Here is a 20002-nt window from a genome sequence, read left to right on the forward strand (position 1 = left end):
GAGAGGCAGTGAATACGCTGCGTCAGGCGACAGGGTTACGCAGGCAACCGATTTTTTCTATCTCGACTTCCACCACGTCGCCACGGAACATGAACAGGGGCGGCGTCCGTTTTTTCCCTACGCCGCCGGGGGAGCCGGTGATAATGACATCGCCGGGTGATAGCGGACTGAAGGCAGAGATATATTCGATAATGCTGGCGACCGGATGCACCATGCTGGCGGTGGTATCGTTTTGCACTTCACGACCGTTCAGTCGGGTTTTAATCGATAACTGTTGGGGATCAGGAATCTCGTCCGCAGTCGTCATCCAGGGGCCAAATCCTCCGGTCTGCGGCCAGTTTTTCCCGGCGGTAAACCAGGTAAACTGCATGTCGCGCACGGTGGCATCCATAAAGCAGCTGTAACCCGCAATGACGTCCAGCGCGTCGGCGGCCTTAACCCGATGCGCCGGTTTACCAATAATCACCGCCAGCTCACCCTCGTAATCGAATTCCTGGGTAGTCAGCGGTTTTTGCAGCGGTTGCTCATGGCCGGTCAGTGAATCAGCAAAACGGATAAATAAGGTTGGCGCGTCCAGCGTTGCGGCAAACTCCTGGCGTTTATCTGCGTAGTTCATTCCTACGCAGAAAATTTTTCCAGGCTGCTCAATAACGGGAAGAAACTGCACGGCGGAAAACGCGTGATCGACGGGCATGTTCTGAAAGGCGGCAAGATCGGCCAGAGAAGAACGTGTCAAAAAGGTTTTTAAATCCGGGCAGGCTTTGCCCAGGCGCATCCCGACATCGATCACGCCCTGTTCCCGTACGATACCCACGCTTTTTTTCCCCTGAGCGGGAAGATAAAAACTGCATAACTGCATTGCTGCCTCTTTTATTATGTCGGGCGATCCACCCGTGTTGAGAATAAATCGGCGCGCAGAGTAGCAAAAAACATGACGGAAATCGTACTGCGATTGGCACAGTGGATGTCCAGTTGTATCACAGTATGTCAGGCGGAATGCAAGGCCAGTGCGGGCTGAACAGAGAGGCGGAGACAGGCGAGAAGAACGGCAAAATGAGGTGATAATCACCGGTCATTCCCTGACCGCGACTATCGAGGGTAAAACGTGGCGCTTAGTTCAGCGCACCGGGTGGTACGTGTTTAAAGGTTTCCACATACGCGTGAAACACGTACTTAAAAAAACGTTTCATACAGCATCCAGTTAAAAATTTGTTGAATAACTACAGGAAAAGTATAGCTCCTGCTGTTTTAATCAGCAATAAATTTTGAACCAGATCACAAAATACGATTTTGCGGGCGTTACTGAAACAGCCCGAGATGCTCGGTGAGGATGGTGGAGCCGATGGCGATGAGGACCAGTCCGCCCAGCACTTCGGCCCATTTACCTAAAACAGGCCCAATGAAGCGGCCGACCAGCACGCCAGTGGTAGCCATAACGGTAGTGGCGGCACCGATTGTCAGAGCCGTGGTGACGATATTAACCTGAAGGAAGGCCAGCCCCACGCCAACCGCCAGCGCATCCAGGCTGGTGGCAACGGCGGTCGCCGCCAGGACCATAAAACCATGGCTTTGCGGCGCTTCGCACGGTTCAGACGCCGTTTTACGGAAGCCTTCCATCATCATTCGGGCACCCAGGAAAGCCAGCAGGAAAAAGGCTATCCAGTGATCCCACGCGGCAACATACTGGCTGGCAGCAAGACCCAATGCCCAGCCAATCAGCGGCGTCAGGGCTTCGATACAACCGAAAATCAGACCGGTGCGCACGGCTTCTTTCAGGCCCGGGCGATGCAAGGTCGCACCCTTGCCCAGCGCAGCAGCAAATGCGTCCATCGACATTCCAAAAGCAAGAATCAGGGTGGCGATAAAGGTCATGATTTGTTCACTTGGGATGAAAAGCCAGCATTTCGTGCTGAATTCATCACACATATGGCTCGGTTATTAAAAAGTGCGCGCAGTCTATCACGCAATAATCGTTATAAAAAGACAATAAAATCAGGGATTTAAGTATAGCAAAGGCTATAACTCATAACAATCGCTATGAATGTCTCTAAGTTAATGTCATTTAAGCCTTTTCTTTGCAATGCACAGCGTGACTTCCTGCCCTGAACAGTCCGTCATTGAACCTTCTCGCGGAATGCCGGAAAATGGCGGGCTGGTAAATACGGAATTTTTGTCCATGACTAACCCCTTCGAATCCCTGATCATTCCCGGCGGCATTTTACTGTTGGGCTTTCTCTCTGCCCTTCTGCTTCCCGCTCCCGCGTTTAGCCTGGCCGTCGCGCAGCACCTGCAACAGATGTTCCATCTGCAGGACCTTAATCAGCTTTATACCGTGGTCTTTTGCCTGTGGTTTTTACTTCTGGGCGCGCTGGAGTTTTTTGTTATTCGCTTTATCTGGCGCCGCTGGTTTCGGGCGTAATCACGCCGTCAGGGCGACATCTGCCTGCTGCCCCTCTTTTTTTAAAAGACTGAATTACTGAGAGGCTGGCGGTGGTGAACCTTTGATCATGCAAAGCGTCAGCGATGCGGCGCGCTTCCTTGCCGTCGGTCAGTCACCTGGCTGGCTCTGAGGTCACAAAAATGTAACATTTTTTTTACAAGATAGCCTTCGCCGCCTTATCGATTAAAAATTCAACGCAAAGAATAAATTTCAATAATCCCTTTTTTTCATTATGTTAGATTATTCCTTTCGCTAAGTGACATTTTCATACCGCACCATTATGGGGCAATCCCGCAACATCCTCTTTTACTTAACCCATTGAGTTAGCTGAAAAAAAGGCTTATGGCGCGCCTGTTATTATGATTCTTTCTTATGCTGAATCATTTCTGCATTTAAAAAATAAACAAATGTTTAATTCGAACGCGAGAATGTTATATTTGGGCAACAAAGCATAACGTTCAGTTAACTCGTTATCGTCGCTTTAACCTATACCTGAGTCTTAACCCGGAAATAGCGCAACGCGCTCGACAGAAGCGTGACTATTTCGCCTGCAACACTGTTGAGCTTCAGGTCAACAGAAGAGGAGATGTCGCCTCATGTGCAAATCAGCTGTAAATCTTGCGCTCACAATGAGTGTTAGCGGAAAGGACACCACCGGGGCGCAGGAGCGTAAAGACGTCGATGTGCTACTCATTGGCGCTGGCGTCATGAGCGCCACCTTAGGCACCTGGCTGCAGGATCTTGAGCCAGACTGGTCCATTGAAATGGTGGAACGGCTGCCGCATGTGGCGGAAGAGTCCTCTAATGGCTGGAATAATGCCGGTACAGGCCATGCCGCGCTGGCCGAGCTGAACTATACGCCGCAGAGAGCTGACGGCAGTATAGATATAGCGAAAGCCATTGCGATTAACGAAGCCTTCCAGATTTCTCGCCAGTTCTGGGCCTATCATGTCCAGAAAGGCAATCTGCATACGCCAAAAAGCTTTATCCACAGCACACCGCATATGAGCTTTGTCTGGGGCGATGACAACGTTAACTTCCTGCGCAAACGCTTTAACGCATTACAGAAAAGCACTTTGTTCCGTGGCATGGCTTACTCTGAAGATCCACAGCAAATTGCGAAGTGGATTCCGTTGGTGATGAAAGGCCGTCCCGCCAGTCAAAAAGTGGCCGCGACCTGGACCGATATGGGCACCGACGTCGATTTCGGTGAAGTGACGCGTCAGTTGATTGCCTCACTGGAGAAAAAAGCCAGTTTCCGTTTGCGCATGAGCCTGGAAGTTCGCGACATTACACGCCTGAACGATGGTCGCTGGCAGGTTACCCTTGTCAGCCTGACAGACGGTTCACGTCGTACGTTAACCGCCGGTAAGATTTTCATTGGCGCAGGCGGTGCGGCGTTGCCGTTGCTGCAGAAGGCTGGCGTTCCCGAAGCCAATGGCTATGCGGGCTTCCCGGTCGGCGGCTCTTTCCTGGTGACCGAAAATCCCGATGTTGTGAAACAGCATATGGCGAAGGTCTATGGTAAAGCGAGCGTCGGTGCGCCGCCAATGTCCGTGCCGCATGTGGACACGCGCGTTCTGAACGGCAAACAGGTTCTGCTGTTTGGGCCGTTCGCGACCTTCTCGACCAAGTTCCTGAAGCAGGGTTCGCTGCTGGACATGTTTGCCTCGCTGAACAGTACTAACCTTATGCCGATGATCAAAGTCGGACTGAAAAGCTTTGATCTGGTGAAGTACCTGATGGATCAGGTTCTGCAAAGCGACCGTGACCGGATGGACGCGCTGCGCGCCTATGTTCCGCAGGCGAAGCAGGAAGACTGGCGTCTGGTGACCGCAGGTCAGCGCGTGCAAATCATCAAGAAAGATGAAAAAGAAGGCGCAGTATTGCGTCTGGGCACAGAAGTGGTGTCGTCGGAAGATGGCTCGATTTCGGCACTGCTGGGTGCTTCGCCGGGCGCCTCAACAGCGGCACCGATCATGCTGGAACTGCTGCACAAGGTCTGTCCAGAGCAGATGGCGTCACCGGAATGGCAAAATAAAATTCGTGCCGTTGTGCCGTCTTGGGGCCGCAAACTTAACGGTGACGTCGCCCTGACTGAAAAAGTGCTGGCTGAAACCAGCCGCGTCCTGCAACTGCCGTATACGCCTGTAACGCCGGTGGCCGCGAATGACGAAGGCCGTGAAACTGCCTACGTCGTCGGTAAATAACCGTCTTCTACCTGTCTGAGGCCTCGCTTGCGAGGCCTTTTTGTTTGCCGCTTGCCTGGTTGACTCCCCCATTCTCTATTAGGGTTAGTGCATCGTCTGACGTAATGCAGGAGAAAATGGCATGGCTCAACCGAACACGGCACACGAACTCACGTTACTTGATCGCTACTGGCGCGCCGCTAACTATCTGTCTGTCGGGCAGATTTATTTGATGGACAATCCGCTGTTACGCGAGCCATTGAAGCCAGAGCATATTAAACCGCGCTTACTGGGCCACTGGGGCACCACGCCCGGACTGAATTTTATCTATGCCCATCTGAACCGGATTATTCGTCAGCGCGACCTCAACCTTATTTATGTCTGTGGTCCCGGCCATGGCGGGCCTGGCATGGTTGCGAATACCTGGCTTGAGGGGAGCTATAGCGAAATCTATCCGCATATCCGTCAGGATGCCGACGGCATGCAGAAGCTGTTCAAACAGTTTTCTTTTCCGGGCGGTATTCCCAGTCATGCGGCACCCGAAACCCCGGGCTCGATCAATGAAGGTGGAGAGTTAGGCTACTCACTTTCTCATGCCTTTGGCGCTGTCTTTGATAACCCCGATCTGATCGCGCCCTGCATCATTGGCGACGGCGAAGCCGAAACCGGGCCGCTGGCCTCCAGCTGGCACGGGATTAAGTTTCTTAATCCCCAGCGCGACGGTGCCGTGCTGCCCATTCTGCATCTGAATGGTTATAAGATTGCGAATCCAACGATTCTGGGCCGCGCCAGTGACGACGATCTGCGTCAGCTGTTTCGCGGTTACGGCTATGAACCGCTGTTTGTCTGCGGTCATGAACCTGAAGAGATGCATCCGTTGATGGCCGACACGCTGGATCGCGCTTTTTCAGAGATTGCCGGCTTTCAACAGGCCGCCCGGCAGGGCTCACCAATGAAGGCCATTCCCCGCTGGCCGATGATTATCCTGCGCAGCCCTAAAGGCTGGACCGGGCCGAAAACGGTAGATGGCAAGAAAGTGGAAGGTTTCTGGCGGGCGCACCAGGTGCCCGTAGCGGCCTGCCGCGAAAACGAAGACCACCGTAACATTCTGGAGAACTGGCTGCGCAGCTATCAGCCTGACGATCTGTTTGATGAACAGGGGCGGCTTAAGCCGGAACTGCAGGCGCTGGCCCCACAGGGCGACAAACGTATGGGCGCGTCCCCGTTTGCCAACGGTGGTTTACTGCGCCGTGAATTAGTTACGCCTGATATTCGCGAATTTGCTTTCGATACACAGCAGCCCGGCTCGCAGGCCGGACAGGCAACTGAACAGTTTGGCCGTTATCTTAACGCCCTGTTCCAACGCAATCGGGACAATTTCCGCGTGTTTGGTCCGGATGAAACCGCCTCTAACCGCCTGACGCCGGTATTTGACACCACCAGCCGCACCTGGCTTGAAGCTATTGAGCCTTATGATGAGCAGTTGGCCCCCGATGGTCGGGTAATGGAAATTCTCAGTGAACATCAGTGTCAGGGCTGGCTGGAAGGATATCTGCTTACCGGCAGGCACGGATTATTTAACTGCTACGAAGCCTTTATTCACATCATTGACTCGATGTTCAACCAGCATGCCAAATGGTTAAAGGTGACACGCAAGCTGGGCTGGCGTCAGCCCATCTCCTCGCTTAACTATCTGCTGTCTTCTCACGTCTGGCGTCAGGATCATAACGGTTACAGTCATCAGGATCCGGGCTTTATCGATCACGTTGCCAATAAAAAAGCCGACATCGTGCGTATTTACCTGCCGCCCGATGCAAATACGTTGTTATGGGTGGGCGACCACTGTCTGCGAACATGGGACCGCATCAACGTGATTGTGGCCGGCAAACAGCCTGCGCCGCAGTGGCTGGACATGGACAGCGCCATCGCCCATTGCGAGGCCGGAATGGGTGAATGGCACTGGGCCGGCACAACCCCGCAGGGCGCAGAGCCGGATGTGGTGATGGCCTGCGCGGGTGATGTGCCCACCATGGAAACGCTGGCGGCCGTCGATCTGCTGCGAAGTTATCTGCCGGACCTGCGCATTCGGGTGGTTAACGTGGTAGACCTGCTGGCGCTGCAAACGCAGAAACAGCATCCTCACGGCAAGTCAGAAGAGGCGTTTGATGCGCTGTTTACCGCAGACAAGCCGGTGATTTTTGCCTTCCATGGTTACCCCAGTCTGATCCACCGGCTGACCTATCAACGCAATAACCATCGTAATTTCCATGTGCATGGCTTTAATGAAGAGGGCACAACTACCACGCCTTTCGACATGACGGTGCTGAACGAGCTGGATCGCTATCATCTGGCGCTGGCGGCCATCAGGCATATCCCGGGACTTGCCGATCGCCATCCTGAACTGCCTGACGATCTGCAGCAGCGCCTGGCAGAGCATCATCGCTATGTACGGGTCTATGGCGAAGATGTGCCGGAGGTGCAGAACTGGAAGTGGCCCTCCGCCAGCGCCCCCGGCGCACCGGACTAAACCGCTTTCAGAGCATCGGCCAGCATCCAGATCGTCGTTACCACCAGTGACAGCGCCATCAGGCTGTTGAACAGCTGGCGTTTCCAGGCGATTTGCAGGTGACCGCGCAGGCGGTCACCTAACGCCGCCCACAATAATATGCAGGGCAGGTTGAGCAGCATAAAACTCGCCATCACGATCAGGACGTGACTGTTGGCGCTGTACAACAGCGCCACGTTGCTGGCCATTAACCAGGCTTTAGGATTCACCGCCTGAAAGCAGGCACCGCCGAGAAACGTCATCGGCTGAGGCTTGTGCCGGGCCTCAGGTGCAGCCGCACGAAATATTTTCCAGGACAGCCACAGCAGATAGCTACATCCCACCAGCGTAAGCGGCAAGCGGATGGATGCCATCCAGTGCAGCAACAGCCCCAGTGTCATGCCCGCAATAACCGTTTGCAGGCCGCATCCAAGTAAAATGCCAAACACCATCGGCAGCGTCCGGCGCATACCAAAATTCACGCCGGAAGTGGCAAGCAACAGGTTGTTAGGACCCGGCGTAATCGACATCACGGTGACATAACTGAAAAAAGAGGGATCAAGCATCATGGTATTCCTGACAGGGAGACAGAGCACCATGCTACGTTGCGAAAAGTGATGGTAACAGGGACAGGAAATGGCTATTTTGATGGGTACAATCACGCTGATGTCAAACTGTACCTGTCGTGCCAGGAGGCAATTGTGTCCCTTGAAATTCAGCCTGAACAAACGCTTTACCAGCAACTGGCCGATAGCTTCGCAGAGGCCATTCATCAGGGTACTCTCAAGCCGGGTAAGCGCTTACCGGCTATCCGTCGCGTCGCCCAGTCGCACCAGGTGAGCGTGAACACCGTGCTGAATGCCTGGCAGCTGCTGGAGAACCGTGGCCTGATTGAGGCACGACCGCAATCAGGCTATTACGTGCGCGGCGTCCTGCCTGTGGTCACCCGGCATACTCAGCACGCTGCTCGTGTGATACGCGATCCCAGCAACGAAAAGCTGGATTTGATCGATAAAGTGTTCGCCGCGCAGAATCATCCTGATTACATCAATATCTCGCTGGCCTGCCCGCAGGACAGCGAACTGTTCCCCTCGGCCCGGTTAGCCCGCATCACCGCCTCATTGCTACGACGCAATCCCAACCTTATCGGTCGCTATGCGCTTCCGCCCGGTAGTGAGCGCTTACGGGAGGAGATTGCGCGACGCGCATTACATGCGGGCCAGTCACTCACCGCCGATGATATCACCCTCACCCATGGTTGCATGGAGGCGTTGCAGCTGGCATTGCGCGCGGTGACGCAGCCCGGCGACTGCGTAGGGCTGGAATCACCTACCTACTTTTTTTTGTTCCCTTTGCTGGCTTCACTCGGCCTCAAAGCGCTGGAAATCCCCACCGATCCGCAGCGTGGTTTGTCGCTGGATGCGCTGGAAATGCTGCTGCAGGAAGAGCGACTTCAGGCGATTGTGGCGATGCCCACGGCGCAAAATCCGCTGGGTTACTGTATGAGCCTGCCCGACAAGAAAAGGCTCGCAAGGTTGGTAAATACTTACAAAGTTCCGCTCATCGAAGACGGCCTTTACGATGAATTGCAGTTTGACTGGCCGCTGTCCCCTGCCGTGAAGGCCTTTGACGAGCAGGGCTGGGTTTTATACTGCACCAGCTTTACCAAAACCGTTGCGCCGGATTTCCGTGTCGGCTGGATTGCGGCCGGACGCTTCCACGATGCTATCGCACGGCTTAAAGCCGTGTCATCGATGGCGGAGTCCGCTCTGCTGTCAGAGACGCTGGCAGAGTTTCTTGCCAATGGCGGTTATGACCATCATCTGCGTAGCCTGCGGCGCTGTTATGCCAGCAATCTGGATGAGGCGCGAGGGTTAATTGCCCAGCATTTTCCCCAGGGCACGCAGGCCACGTTGCCGCGCGGCGGCTTTGTTTTTTGGGTGGAACTGCCGGGCAACGTGAACACGACCGAGATGTTCTCTCGTCTGCTGAAAGAGCAGATCTGCGTGACGCCCGGCGCGCTGTATTCGCTGAGTGAGCGCTATAACCATGCACTGCGCCTCTCGTGCTGCTATCCGTTTACCGATCGCTACATTCGCGCTATCGCCCGCGTCGGTGCCATCGCCTGTGAACTTGCAGGCCTGCCGCCGGGTCGGACTCAGGGCGTTCCGTTCCGTCCCCAGATGGTATAACCATGGCGTTCAGTCAGACGCTCGTAATAGGTCCGGACAGCCGGCAGGTCGGGATGATCCAGCGGGGTTTCAAACCAGCGGTTCACGGCAAGGCCAATCGGGATATCCGCCAGCGTGAAGTTGCGTCCGGCGACATAGCGACCGGTGTGCTCCAGCTGCTGGTTGAGAATCCCCATGGTATGGGACCAGCCTTTGCAGGCCGCAGCTAACAGGCGGGGATCCTGATGCGCGGGCGAATGGCGCACCAGCGACATAAAGGCATAGCGCCACGAGGTGTTAAGTTCGGTTGATTGCCAGTCCATCCACTGATCCACCGGCGCGCGCGCGCGCGGATTTTCCGGGTAAAGCCACTCGCCGCCATAGGCCGTGGCCAGATAGCGCAAAATAGCGTTGGATTCCCACATGACAAAGTCGTCGTCGAGTAATACCGGGATCATGGCATTGGGATTAAGCGCCATAAATTCTGGCGAGTGAGTGGATTTGAAACCTTCGCCCCACTCTTCGCGTTCGTAAAGCAGGTCCAGCTCGTCACACAGCCATAATACTTTGCGCACATTGATTGAGGAGGCGCGTCCAAGAATTTTTAACATAGCAGGCTCCATCCGGTTGCTTAACTTATTCATAGCCCTCTTAACTGACATAAGCAATTGCCCGAGCATGAAAAAACCGCTTTATCTCAATGAAAAGGAGTGACAATGAAGGTTGCGTTTAAACAAGTGGACGTTTTCACCTCGATTGCGTTCAACGGCAATCCGCTGGCCGTCATCATGGATGCGCAGGGCCTCGACGACAGGCAGATGGCGGCGATTGCACGCTGGACCAACTTATCCGAGACGACCTTTGTCCTGCCGCCAGAAGACAGCCAGGCTGACTACCGCGTGCGCATCTTCACCGTACAGGGCGAGCTACCGTTTGCAGGTCATCCCACGCTGGGTACCGCCCATGCCCTGCTTGAGGCGGGCTGGAAAACCAAAACACCAGGCAGGATGGTGCAGCAGTGCGGCGTCGGCAATGTGGTGGTGACAATCGCATCCGATGGTACGCTGGCTTTTGCCGCGCCCAGCGCCACCCTGACGCCCTACCACGATGCCCTGATCAGCACAGCATTAAACAGCGACGCGCTGGATCATTCACAGCCTGTCACCGTGGCGGATATGGGCATTCGCTGGTTGCTTATCCCGATGGTCAGTGCCGAGGCGGTGCGCGCCGTCATACCCGACGTCAACGATCTTGAGCGGTTAATTACCCACGCCAGCGTGGATGGTGTAATGCCCTTTGGCCCGCTGCCCTCGGGAGAAACAGAACAGTATGAAGTGCGGGGATTACTGGTTGAGCACGGCAGCCTGACAGAAGATCCGATTACCGGCAGCGCAAATGCCTGCCTGGCGCGCTACTTCGCGGCTCAGGGTAAACCGCACAATTACCGCGTTCGTCAGGGCACGCAGGTCAGACGTCAGGGCCGGGTGAACGTGGCTTATGAGGACGAAACCATCTGGATTGGCGGAAAAACAGTGACGATCGTTGAGGGCACAATTGACGTTACGCCCTGAGACACGACAGGGCGACGGAGTCGCCCTTACTGTTACAGTCCCTGCCCGCCCGATGCTTCGATGCGTTGCGCGGTGATCCAGCCGGTTTCCTCGCTCAGAATGGCGCAAATGGCGTCGCCAATATCATCAGGTAATCCGACCCGCCCCAGAGCGGTCAACGCAGCGATGCTTTTATTCACGGCTTTATCGTCACGCACCCGTCCACCGCCAAAATCCGTTTCAATCGCGCCCGGCGCCAGGATATTAACGCGGATTCGACGTTCCCCCAGCTCTTTGGCCTGGTAACGGGTCAGCACTTCCATCGCCCCTTTCATCGCCGCATAGGTGCCCGAGCCAGGATAGGTCAGGCGCGTTAATCCACTGGAGATATTCAGAATGCGCCCGCCGTCGCTGATAACAGGCAGCAGTTTTTGCGTCAGGAAGTACGGCCCTTTGAAATGCACATTCATAAGCGCATCAAATTCCGCTTCCGTCGTCTCGGCAAAAGGTTTGTAGTGACCATGCCCGGCATTGTTCACTAAATAATCAAATGTCTCACGCTGCCAGTGCTGCTGTAAGGTGTTTTTGACATCAGAAATGAAGCGGTCGAACTGGCTAACATCACCCACATCCAGCTGTAGCGCTATGGCGCGGCCGCCTGCGCGCTCAACAGCGTTGACGACGTCCTGTGCTTCGTTTTGATGATTGCGGTACGTCAGGATGATATCCCGGCCTTTTGCCGCCAGTTTTAGCGCTGCATTCTTGCCTAAACCGCGATTTGCGCCCGTAATCAAGACGATTTTACGATTCATGTTGATTTCCTGTTGCAAAATTGAACACAGATTCAGGATATTCGTTAAAAATTGTTCTATAAACGCTTAAGAATGCGCAGCACTGTTCCACTTACAACAACAATCGGCAGGCTATATGGATAAAATTCATGCAATGCAGGTGTTCGTCAGAGTTGCAGAGATGGGCAGTTTTACGGCGGCGGCTGACAGCCTTGGGTTACCAAAAGGCAGCGTATCACGGCAAATTCAGGCGCTGGAGAATCTGATGGGCACACGGCTGCTGCATCGTACTACCCGCCGCGTGCAGCTGACTCAGGATGGCCTGGTATACTATGATCGCTGTCTTGATTTGCTGGCGATGATTGGCGATATGGACAGCCTGTTTCAGCACGATCCCGCGACGTTAAGTGGCAAACTGCGGGTCGACATGTCCGTGGCAATGGCGAGCGATCTTATTCTTCCGCGTCTGCCTGAATTCCTTCAGCACTATCCTGGCGTGGAAATTGAACTCAGCAGCAACGATCGCCAGGTTGACGTCATTCGCGAAGGTTTTGACTGTGTGATTCGCGTTGGCGAGCTAAAAGATTCGGGACTGATCGCCCGCCGTATAGGTACGCACACCTTGATTAACTGTGCCAGTCCTGACTATCTTGCGCGTTTTGGCAGGCCGATTCGGCTTGAAGAACTGTCGCAGCATGCAATGGTGCATTACAGCCAGCCGTTAGGTCAGGCGGCGCAGGGCTTCGAATACTTCGATGGTAAGCAGTGCCACTATGTGCACACGGGCGGCGTCGTGACGGTGAACAGCACCGAAACCTACCGCGCCGCCTGCCTTGCGGGCCTGGGCATTATTCAGGTGCCGACGGTGGGCATCCAAAAATATCTGGAAAGCGGTCAACTGGTCGAGGTGCTCCATGCGTTCCCGGCCAAACCGATGCCCATTCACTTGCTCTATCCCCATCGCCGGAATGTCGCGCGTCGGGTTCGGGTGTTTATGGAGTGGTTAAGTCAGGTGCTCCAGGAGTATGTCACCTGACAGGCTATAATGTGATTTTAAGGTTCAACAGGAAAGTGAATGTCTATGACAGACGAGCAGGACAACGTAAAAGGCGCCAAACCGCTGATCGATATTAAAACCGGCAACAAGTCCGTTGATCGCTCCATCGTGCGCGTATCACGCTTCGCCGCCTGGTTCCAGGCGATACCGGCGGTAGCGCACTTTATTCGCGCGCTGGATCGGTTTAACGATCGCCTCGGCAGCCAGTTTGGTGCCGCCATTACCTATTTTTCGTTTCTGTCGCTCATCCCCATTTTAATGGTGTCTTTTGCTGCCGTGGGTTTCGTGCTGGCCTCGAATCCGGACCTCCTGACCGATATCATCAACAAAATCGTCAGCAGCATCAGCGATCCGTCGCTGGCGACCACGTTAAAAAACACCGTGAACACGGCCATTCAGCAACGCGCAACCGTGGGCATCACCGGTTTGTTGCTGGCGTTGTATTCCGGTCTCAACTGGATGGGGAATTTACGCGAGGCTATTCGCGCGCAGTCACGCGACGTCTGGGAGCGTCAACCTGACGATAAAGAGAAGATCTGGAAACGCTATATTCGCGACTTCTTGTCTCTGACCGGCCTGATGCTGGCGCTGGTGATTACTTTGTCACTGACCTCCGTCGCCGGTTCCGCCCAGGCGACTATCGTTAATGCGTTAGGGCTGGATGGCATTGAATGGTTGCGCCCGGCACTGACGATCATCGCGACGTCCATCTCTGTACTGGCAAATTATCTGCTGTTTCTGTGGATTTTCTGGATTCTGCCTCGCCATAAACCGCGCAAAAAAGCCCTGCTGCGTGGCACCTTACTGGCGGCCATCGGGTTTGAAGTCATTAAGTTTGTGATGACGTTGACGCTGCCGAAACTCGCCAGCTCGCCCTCGGGTGCGGCTTTTGGCTCGGTGTTGGGGCTGATGGCGTTCTTCTATTTCTTTGCCCGCCTGACATTGTTCTGCGCGGCCTGGATTGCCACCGCCAAATACAAAGACGATCCACGCATGCCTGAAAAAGGCGCAATGGCCACCCACGAACAGCAGTAACCAGCGAAAAATCCCTGCCCCCGGTTATTTATCAGCCACTTTACAGCATGAATAACCAGGGGGTCACTTTTCTTCAGCGCTTTCACAGAGTATCTCGCCATGTTTATCTCTGTTAACGCTGCCATTCTCCGACATTTCACATCAGGCAAAGATTTTCTACTTTTAGGCAGAGAAAGCCGCGGCTGACGCGGTTTCCAGCCATTGAATGCCGCTATACAGGTGCGTAAGATTCCTTAACGGTATTTAAAAATAAGAAACATTTATGCAAGCCTCCATCTCAGAAACTCTTGATAAACAACATGAGCCAACGCCAGTGAACTCACGCAGTAAAGTCGTTATTGCTTCACTGGTTGGCACCGCCATCGAATTTTTCGATTTCTATATTTATGCCACCGCCGCGGTCATTGTCTTTCCGCATATCTTTTTTCCTCAGGGTGATGCCACTGTCGCCACGCTACAGTCACTGGCGACCTTCGCGATTGCGTTCGTTGCGCGCCCTATCGGCTCAGCGCTGTTTGGTCACTTCGGTGACCGTGTCGGTCGTAAAGCCACCCTGGTAGCCTCGCTGCTGACCATGGGGATCTCTACCGTGGTCATTGGTTTGTTACCCAGCTATCAGAGCATTGGCGTTCTGGCCCCGCTGCTGTTAGCACTGGCCCGCTTTGGTCAGGGCCTGGGACTCGGCGGCGAATGGGGCGGTGCGGCCCTGCTGGCCACGGAAAATGCGCCAGCCAAAAAGCGTGCGCTGTACGGTTCCTTCCCGCAGTTGGGTGCGCCCATTGGATTCTTTTTTGCCAACGGCACCTTCCTGCTGCTCTCCTGGTTGCTGACCGACGAGCAGTTTATGCAGTGGGGCTGGCGCGTGCCTTTTGTACTGTCTGCCGTGCTGGTCCTGATTGGCCTGTATGTGCGCGTGTCGCTACATGAAAGTCCGGTCTTTGCCAAAGTGCAGAAAGAGAAGAAGCAGGTGCGCGTGCCGATTGCCTCACTTCTGAGCAAACATCTGACGGCGACCATTCTGGGCACCTTCATCATGCTCGCCACCTACACGCTGTTTTACATCATGACAGTTTACTCAATGAGTTACGGCACCGCCGCCGCGCCTGCGGGGCTGGGCATCTCACGTAACAGCATGCTGTGGATGTTGATGATGGCGGTCATTGGCTTCGGCGTGATGGTCCCCATCGCGGGCCTGCTGGCTGACCGCTTTGGTCGCCGGAAAACCATGATCACCATTACGCTGATGATTATTGGTTTCTCATTCCTGTTCCCTGTGATGTTGGGTTCCGGCTCTCAGGCGCTGGTGATGGCCTTCCTGCTGCTGGGATTAAGCATTATGGGCCTGACATTTGGCCCGATGGGTGCGCTGCTGCCCGAGCTGTTCCCGACAGAAGTGCGCTATACCGGCGCGTCGTTCTCATACAACCTGTCGTCGATTCTGGGGGCCTCCGTTGCGCCATATATCGCAACCTGGCTGAACGTGCACTACGGCTTATATGCCGTCGGATTGTACCTGGCCTCTATGGCCTTCCTGACGCTGATCGCCCTGATTGCCTGTAAAGAAACCCGGCATCAAACGCTGTATGAAGTGTGATCTCAGATCACGCTCATAAAAAAACCCGGCTCAGGCCGGGTTTTTTATGCGTTTTCGCGGCGAAAGCGCGCTATTTCGACTTAAGCCAGGCCATAAAATCATCGATAAAAACCCGGGTTTTTAGCGGCAGCAGACGGTTGGGTAAGGTGATGGCCCAGGGCGTCATCGGTGTTGTGTTTTCACTGTGCCAGTCCGGCAAAACACGACGCAGTGGACCATTAAGCAGATAGCCGTTTGCGATAAATCTACACACATTGCGCAGCCAGACTCTTCCCGAAGCGCATTTGGGGAAAAGGCGGGGACTGACTGAATGCCGACCCGACCCGCAGCGCACGGCTGTCGCTTCTGTCGCCGTATGCTATGCCCTCAGACATCATCACGAGTATTTTGCTGGCAACCTTACGGCTGGCATGTTCCTTATTCTTGCCGGGTGTCAGTATGTTGGTTACAGGAGCCTTTTACCGCCTGTTATCGTGTCGCCAGGCGCATGCTAAAACAAAAAGGCGCAGCCAGATGGCTGCGCCTTTTTGTCTTACATTTGCTGAAAACGGTGGCGGTGCGACTTAGCCTGCAACCGCGATGCGTTTCATATCGGTCATGTAACCACGCAGTTTGCGGCCAACCTGCTCGATAGGATGCTGACGAATGGCTTCATTAACGTCGCGCAGTTGGGCGTTATCCACCTGCGTGCCGTCAATAGCTTTACCCAGATCGCCCGGCTGCAGTGAGGCCATAAACTCTTTCAGCAGCGGCACCGCCGCAAAAGAGAACAGGTAGTTACCGTACTCAGCGGTATCAGAAATAACCACGTTCATTTCATACAGGCGTTTACGGGCAATGGTGTTCGCGATCAGCGGCAGCTCGTGCAGTGACTCGTAGTAAGCCGACTCTTCGATGATGCCAGCATCTACCATGGTTTCAAATGCCAGCTCAACGCCCGCTTTGACCATGGCAACCATGACAACGCCTTTGTCGTAGTATTCTTGCTCTTCGATTTTGCCGTCGAACTGAGGGGCGGTTTCGAACGCGGTTTTACCGGTCTCTTCGCGCCAGGTCAGCAGCTTCTTATCGTCATTCGCCCAGTCCGCCATCATGCCAGCAGAGAAATCGCCTGAGATGATGTCATCCATGTGCTTCTGGAACAGGGGAGCCATGATGGTTTTCAGCTGCTCAGACAGTGCGTAAGCACGCAGTTTCGCCGGATTAGACAGGCGATCCATCATCAGCGTAATGCCGCCAAATTTCAGGGATTCGGTGATGGTTTCCCAGCCAAACTGAATCAGTTTCTCAGTGTACGCCGCATCGTGACCTTCAGCCACCAGCTTATCGAAGCACAGCAGAGAACCGGCCTGCAGCATACCGCACAGAATGGTCTGCTCACCCATCAGGTCAGATTTCACTTCCGCAACGAAAGAGGATTCCAGCACGCCAGCGCGGTCACCACCGGTGGCAGAAGCCCAGGCTTTGGCGATAGCCATACCTTCACCTTTCGGATCGTTTTCCGGGTGAACCGCGATCAGCGTCGGTACCCCGAAGCCACGCTTGTATTCTTCACGGACTTCGGTGCCCGGACACTTCGGCGCCACCATAACGACGGTGATATCTTTACGGATGGTTTCGCCCACTTCGACAATGTTGAAGCCGTGTGAATAGCCCAGCGCGGCACCGTCTTTCATCAGTGGCTGTACAGCCTGAACCACGGCGGAGTGCTGTTTGTCTGGCGTCAGGTTAACCACCAGGTCCGCCTGAGGAATCAGTTCTTCGTAAGTGCCCACTTTGAAACCGTTGTCGGTGGCTTTGCGATACGAGGCACGTTTTTCGGCGATGGCTTCTGCACGCAGGGCATAAGAAACATCCAGACCGGAATCGCGCATGTTCAGGCCCTGGTTCAGGCCCTGCGCACCACAGCCCACAATCACAATCTTTTTGCCTTTCAGGAAGCTGGCGCCATCCGCGAACTCGTCACGCCCCATAAAACGACATTTGCCCAGTTGCGCTAACTGGTTGCGCAGATTCAGTGTGTTGAAGTAATTAGCCATGGGTACTCCGGTTAAATGTTGTGTTTGCTTTTGTCTGTTGACGGCGTGAGATTCAGCACCGCGAATGACCCCATCATATGACAGGATTTCTGTTGCTTAAATTGATATATTAACAACATTACATTGCAATAATCGCAATGCATTCCTGAGGTGGAACCTGTATGGATTTACGCGATCTCAAATTGTTTTTACATCTGGCAGAAAGTTGCCATTTTGGCCGCACCGCACGGGCCATGCACGTCAGTCCGTCCACGCTGTCACGCCAGATTCAGCGGCTGGAAGAGGATGTCGGCCACGCGTTGTTTCTGCGTGATAACCGCACCGTCACGCTCACCGAAGCGGGCGAAAGACTGAAGTTATTTGCACAACAAACCTTACTGCAGTATCAGCAATTGCGCCATGCCATGGATCTCAACGGTCCGTCACTCAGTGGTGAACTGCGCCTGTTTTGCTCGGTGACCGCCGCGTACAGCCATCTGCCGCCCATTCTGGATCGTTTCCGCGCCGAGCATCCTCAGGTGGAAATCAAACTGACTACCGGCGATGCGGCCGATGCGATTGAAATGGTCCAGTCGGGCAATGCCGATCTGGCGATTGCCGGTCGACCTGAATCGCTGCCTGCCAGCATTGATTTCACCACGCTGGGACTGTTGCCGCTGGGACTGATTGCACCTGCACTGCCCTGTCCGGTGCGCAGTCAGGCGACAGAAGAGGCACCGGACTGGTCACAGATTCCGTTTATCCTGCCCGAGCAGGGACCGGTCCGGCGGGCGATCGAGCTATGGTTCCGCCGTCATCGCATCGTTAACCCATTGATTTATGCGACCGTTGCCGGTCATGAAGCAATCGTGTCGATGGTAGCGCTGGGCTGTGGGATTGCGCTGCTGCCGGATGTGGTGCTGGAGAACAGCCCTGAGCCGGTACGAAACCGTGTGCTGCCGCTGGAAAGCGTGGCGTCCGTCGCACCGCTGGAGCTGGGTGTTTGTGTACAAAAAAAGCGGCTTGGAGAGCCGCTTATCAGTGCATTCTGGCACCAGCTATAGTTACTGGCCTGCCAGGAAGAAGCGGAATGCCGGGTTATGCGTTTCGTCGTGGAAATCGTAACCCAGGTCGGCAAGGTGCTCTTCAAAACGCGGTTCGTCGTTGCCAAGCTCGAAGGCCGTGAGGACCCGGCCGTAGTCCGTGCCGTGGCTACGGTAATGGAACAGTGAGATATTCCAGTGCGTGCCCAGCGTTTGCAGAAACTTAAGCAATGCGCCGGGCGCTTCCGGAAACTCAAAGCTGAACAGGCGCTCACGCAGCGGCTTGGAAGGCCGTCCGCCCACCATGTAACGCACGTGCAGCTTCGCCATCTCATCGTCAGACAGATCCACCACCTGATAGCCGTTTTCCGTTAACTGGCTGATGATCTCTGCGCGCTCATCCATCCCGCGCGTCAGCCGCACGCCCACAAAAATGCAGGCTTTGTCGGTGTCGGCATAGCGATAGTTAAACTCGGTAATTGAGCGACCACCCAACGTCTGACAAAACTTCAGGAAGCTGCCCTGCTGTTCCGGGATCGTGACCGCCAGCAGAGCTTCGCGTTGTTCACCCAGCTCACAACGTTCAGAAACGTAGCGCAAACCATGGAAGTTAACGTTAGCCCCCGACAACACGTGTGCCAGGCGTTCGCCCTGAATATCGTGCTGCTGTACGTATTTCTTCATGCCCGCCAGCGCCAGCGCGCCTGAAGGTTCTGCCACGGCGCGCACATCTTCAAACAGATCTTTCATTGCCGCGCAGATCGCATCGCTGTCCACGGTGACGATATCGTCGAGATATTCCTGGCACAGGCGGAAAGTTTCGTTACCGATGCGCTTCACGGCCACACCTTCGGCGAACAAGCCCACGCGCGGTAAATCCACCGGCTCACCAGCCTCCAGCGCCGCTTTCAGGCAGGCCGAGTCTTCTGACTCAACAGCGATCACTTTGATTTGCGGCATCAGCTGCTTGATGAGCACCGCCACGCCCGCGGCCAGACCGCCGCCGCCCACCGGAACAAAAACCCGATCGAGATGTGCGTCCTGCTGCAGCAGTTCCATCGCCAGCGTGCCTTGTCCGGCGATGACCGCCGGATGGTCAAACGGTGGCACAAAGGTGTAACCCTGCTGCGTCGCCAGTTCAATGGCTTTGGCTTTCGCCTCGTCAAAGTTGGCACCATACAGGAAGGCTTCACCGCCAAATGCACGCACCGCATCCACCTTGATGTCCGCTGTCGCCAGCGGCATGACGATCAGCGACTTGATGCCCAGCTTCGTCGCCGATAACGCAACGCCCTGGGCGTGGTTACCGGCCGACGCGGTGACAACACCGCGTGCTTTCTGCTCTTCATCAAGGCCGGCAATCATCGCGTAGGCACCGCGCAGTTTAAAACTGTGCACCGGCTGGCGATCTTCTCGCTTCACCAGAATGGTATTGCCCAGACGTGCAGAGATTTTTTCCATCTTCTGCAGTGGGGTAACCTGTGCCACTTCGTATACCGGTGAACGTAACACCGCACGCAGATACTCGGCACCGCAGGGCGCCTCGGGTAGCGGTTGAGCCTCAGCCAT

Annotated in this window: 18 protein-coding genes; 9 read left to right on the forward strand and 9 right to left on the reverse strand. The window is 54.9% G+C overall.

All coding sequences use genetic code 11. The features are described from left to right. Positions 1-22: 22 nt before the first annotated feature. The 3 genes from RAC90_RS16215 to mntP all read right to left on the reverse strand — a co-directional run bounded on the left by RAC90_RS16215 (position 23) and on the right by mntP (position 1872). Positions 23-859 carry a fumarylacetoacetate hydrolase family protein gene (locus RAC90_RS16215; RefSeq protein WP_006121146.1) on the reverse strand — a complete coding sequence of 279 codons (837 nt, stop codon included), beginning with the start codon at positions 857-859 and terminating at the stop codon, positions 23-25. Positions 860-1112: 253 nt separating this feature from the next. Further along, positions 1113-1190 (reverse strand): stress response protein AzuC, encoded by a 78-nt coding sequence (azuC, locus tag RAC90_RS16220; RefSeq protein WP_112900613.1) that lies wholly within the window; start codon positions 1188-1190, stop codon positions 1113-1115. A 109-nt stretch (positions 1191-1299) separates the two neighbouring features. Beyond that, the gene (gene mntP, locus RAC90_RS16225) at positions 1300-1872 is read right to left on the reverse strand and encodes a manganese efflux pump MntP (RefSeq protein WP_033738352.1); all 573 of its coding nucleotides are present in this window, start codon (positions 1870-1872) and stop codon (positions 1300-1302) included. A 304-nt stretch (positions 1873-2176) separates the two neighbouring features. On the opposite strand from mntP, the gene RAC90_RS16230 reads away from it, so the two are divergent. The 3 genes from RAC90_RS16230 to RAC90_RS16240 all read left to right on the forward strand — a co-directional run bounded on the left by RAC90_RS16230 (position 2177) and on the right by RAC90_RS16240 (position 7156). Next, positions 2177-2419: a DUF1158 domain-containing protein gene (locus RAC90_RS16230; RefSeq protein WP_033738354.1), complete on the forward strand. Its 243-nt coding sequence runs from the start codon at positions 2177-2179 to the stop codon at positions 2417-2419. 617 nt (positions 2420-3036) lie between these two features. Next, positions 3037-4650 carry a malate dehydrogenase (quinone) gene (gene mqo, locus RAC90_RS16235; RefSeq protein WP_375124550.1) on the forward strand — a complete coding sequence of 538 codons (1614 nt, stop codon included), beginning with the start codon at positions 3037-3039 and terminating at the stop codon, positions 4648-4650. A 121-nt stretch (positions 4651-4771) separates the two neighbouring features. After that, the gene (locus tag RAC90_RS16240; protein WP_033738315.1) at positions 4772-7156 is read left to right on the forward strand and encodes a phosphoketolase; all 2385 of its coding nucleotides are present in this window, start codon (positions 4772-4774) and stop codon (positions 7154-7156) included. Here RAC90_RS16240 and RAC90_RS16245 read toward each other — a convergent pair. Continuing rightward, positions 7153-7740 carry a LysE family translocator gene (locus tag RAC90_RS16245; protein ID WP_058708221.1) on the reverse strand — a complete coding sequence of 196 codons (588 nt, stop codon included), beginning with the start codon at positions 7738-7740 and terminating at the stop codon, positions 7153-7155. The genes RAC90_RS16240 and RAC90_RS16245 overlap by 4 nt on opposite strands. Before the next feature lie 135 nt (positions 7741-7875). Between RAC90_RS16245 and RAC90_RS16250 the strand changes: the two genes are divergently transcribed. Then, the gene (locus RAC90_RS16250; protein ID WP_205955771.1) at positions 7876-9366 is read left to right on the forward strand and encodes a PLP-dependent aminotransferase family protein; all 1491 of its coding nucleotides are present in this window, start codon (positions 7876-7878) and stop codon (positions 9364-9366) included. Here the strand turns inward: RAC90_RS16250 and RAC90_RS16255 are convergent. Continuing rightward, a complete protein-coding gene (locus RAC90_RS16255) occupies positions 9333-9956 on the reverse strand; it encodes a glutathione S-transferase family protein (RefSeq protein ID WP_033738317.1) in 624 nt (207 codons plus the stop codon). The two genes, RAC90_RS16250 and RAC90_RS16255, sit on opposite strands and share 34 nt — an antisense overlap. A gap of 105 nt (positions 9957-10061) precedes the next feature. On the opposite strand from RAC90_RS16255, the gene RAC90_RS16260 reads away from it, so the two are divergent. After that, positions 10062-10916 carry a PhzF family phenazine biosynthesis protein gene (locus tag RAC90_RS16260; RefSeq protein ID WP_375124551.1) on the forward strand — a complete coding sequence of 285 codons (855 nt, stop codon included), beginning with the start codon at positions 10062-10064 and terminating at the stop codon, positions 10914-10916. Between the two features lie 32 nt (positions 10917-10948). Here RAC90_RS16260 and RAC90_RS16265 read toward each other — a convergent pair whose 3' ends face one another. Continuing rightward, positions 10949-11707 (reverse strand): SDR family NAD(P)-dependent oxidoreductase, encoded by a 759-nt coding sequence (locus tag RAC90_RS16265; RefSeq protein ID WP_375124552.1) that lies wholly within the window; start codon positions 11705-11707, stop codon positions 10949-10951. A 115-nt stretch (positions 11708-11822) separates the two neighbouring features. On the opposite strand from RAC90_RS16265, the gene RAC90_RS16270 reads away from it, so the two are divergent. The 3 genes from RAC90_RS16270 (at position 11823) to RAC90_RS16280 (ending at position 15372) form a co-directional block, all read left to right on the forward strand. Then, the gene (locus RAC90_RS16270; protein ID WP_033738321.1) at positions 11823-12722 is read left to right on the forward strand and encodes a LysR family transcriptional regulator; all 900 of its coding nucleotides are present in this window, start codon (positions 11823-11825) and stop codon (positions 12720-12722) included. 39 nt (positions 12723-12761) lie between these two features. Next, positions 12762-13778, forward strand: coding sequence for an inner membrane protein YhjD (gene yhjD, locus RAC90_RS16275; RefSeq protein WP_262959594.1), 1017 nt, complete (start codon positions 12762-12764; stop codon positions 13776-13778). A gap of 262 nt (positions 13779-14040) precedes the next feature. After that, positions 14041-15372: an MFS transporter gene (locus RAC90_RS16280; protein ID WP_033738323.1), complete on the forward strand. Its 1332-nt coding sequence runs from the start codon at positions 14041-14043 to the stop codon at positions 15370-15372. A gap of 70 nt (positions 15373-15442) precedes the next feature. On the opposite strand, the gene RAC90_RS16285 is transcribed toward RAC90_RS16280, so the two are convergent. Together RAC90_RS16285 and ilvC are read right to left on the reverse strand one after the other, a co-directional pair. Further along, positions 15443-15625: a hypothetical protein gene (locus tag RAC90_RS16285; protein WP_054632899.1), complete on the reverse strand. Its 183-nt coding sequence runs from the start codon at positions 15623-15625 to the stop codon at positions 15443-15445. 310 nt (positions 15626-15935) lie between these two features. Further along, positions 15936-17411, reverse strand: coding sequence for a ketol-acid reductoisomerase (ilvC, locus tag RAC90_RS16290; RefSeq protein ID WP_033738325.1), 1476 nt, complete (start codon positions 17409-17411; stop codon positions 15936-15938). Between the two features lie 161 nt (positions 17412-17572). Here ilvC and ilvY point away from each other — a divergent pair, with 161 nt between their 5' ends. Continuing rightward, positions 17573-18454 (forward strand): HTH-type transcriptional activator IlvY, encoded by an 882-nt coding sequence (ilvY, locus tag RAC90_RS16295; protein ID WP_039342836.1) that lies wholly within the window; start codon positions 17573-17575, stop codon positions 18452-18454. On the opposite strand, the gene ilvA is transcribed toward ilvY, so the two are convergent. Further along, positions 18455-20002, reverse strand: coding sequence for a threonine ammonia-lyase, biosynthetic (gene ilvA / locus RAC90_RS16300; RefSeq protein WP_006121157.1), 1548 nt, complete (start codon positions 20000-20002; stop codon positions 18455-18457).

The organism is Pantoea sp. CS_6 (assembly GCF_041954745.1).
Lineage (GTDB): Bacteria > Pseudomonadota > Gammaproteobacteria > Enterobacterales > Enterobacteriaceae > Pantoea > Pantoea stewartii.

Bases quoted from the DNA above. Each gene is read 5' to 3' on its own strand.
- ilvA (WP_006121157.1), bottom strand. From the start codon at position 20,002: ATGGCTGAGGCTCAACCGCTACCCGAGGCGCCCTGCGGTGCCGAGTAT.
- RAC90_RS16265 (WP_375124552.1), bottom strand. From the start codon at position 11,707: ATGAATCGTAAAATCGTCTTGATTACGGGCGCAAATCGCGGTTTAGGC.
- RAC90_RS16280 (WP_033738323.1), top strand. From the start codon at position 14,041: ATGCAAGCCTCCATCTCAGAAACTCTTGATAAACAACATGAGCCAACG.
- ilvY (WP_039342836.1), top strand. From the start codon at position 17,573: ATGGATTTACGCGATCTCAAATTGTTTTTACATCTGGCAGAAAGTTGC.
- mqo (WP_375124550.1), top strand. From the start codon at position 3,037: ATGTGCAAATCAGCTGTAAATCTTGCGCTCACAATGAGTGTTAGCGGA.
- RAC90_RS16255 (WP_033738317.1), bottom strand. From the start codon at position 9,956: ATGTTAAAAATTCTTGGACGCGCCTCCTCAATCAATGTGCGCAAAGTA.
- azuC (WP_112900613.1), bottom strand. From the start codon at position 1,190: ATGAAACGTTTTTTTAAGTACGTGTTTCACGCGTATGTGGAAACCTTT.
- ilvC (WP_033738325.1), bottom strand. From the start codon at position 17,411: ATGGCTAATTACTTCAACACACTGAATCTGCGCAACCAGTTAGCGCAA.
- mntP (WP_033738352.1), bottom strand. From the start codon at position 1,872: ATGACCTTTATCGCCACCCTGATTCTTGCTTTTGGAATGTCGATGGAC.
- RAC90_RS16240 (WP_033738315.1), top strand. From the start codon at position 4,772: ATGGCTCAACCGAACACGGCACACGAACTCACGTTACTTGATCGCTAC.
- RAC90_RS16270 (WP_033738321.1), top strand. From the start codon at position 11,823: ATGGATAAAATTCATGCAATGCAGGTGTTCGTCAGAGTTGCAGAGATG.
- RAC90_RS16245 (WP_058708221.1), bottom strand. From the start codon at position 7,740: ATGCTTGATCCCTCTTTTTTCAGTTATGTCACCGTGATGTCGATTACG.
- RAC90_RS16230 (WP_033738354.1), top strand. From the start codon at position 2,177: ATGACTAACCCCTTCGAATCCCTGATCATTCCCGGCGGCATTTTACTG.
- RAC90_RS16260 (WP_375124551.1), top strand. From the start codon at position 10,062: ATGAAGGTTGCGTTTAAACAAGTGGACGTTTTCACCTCGATTGCGTTC.
- yhjD (WP_262959594.1), top strand. From the start codon at position 12,762: ATGTCTATGACAGACGAGCAGGACAACGTAAAAGGCGCCAAACCGCTG.
- RAC90_RS16215 (WP_006121146.1), bottom strand. From the start codon at position 859: ATGCAGTTATGCAGTTTTTATCTTCCCGCTCAGGGGAAAAAAAGCGTG.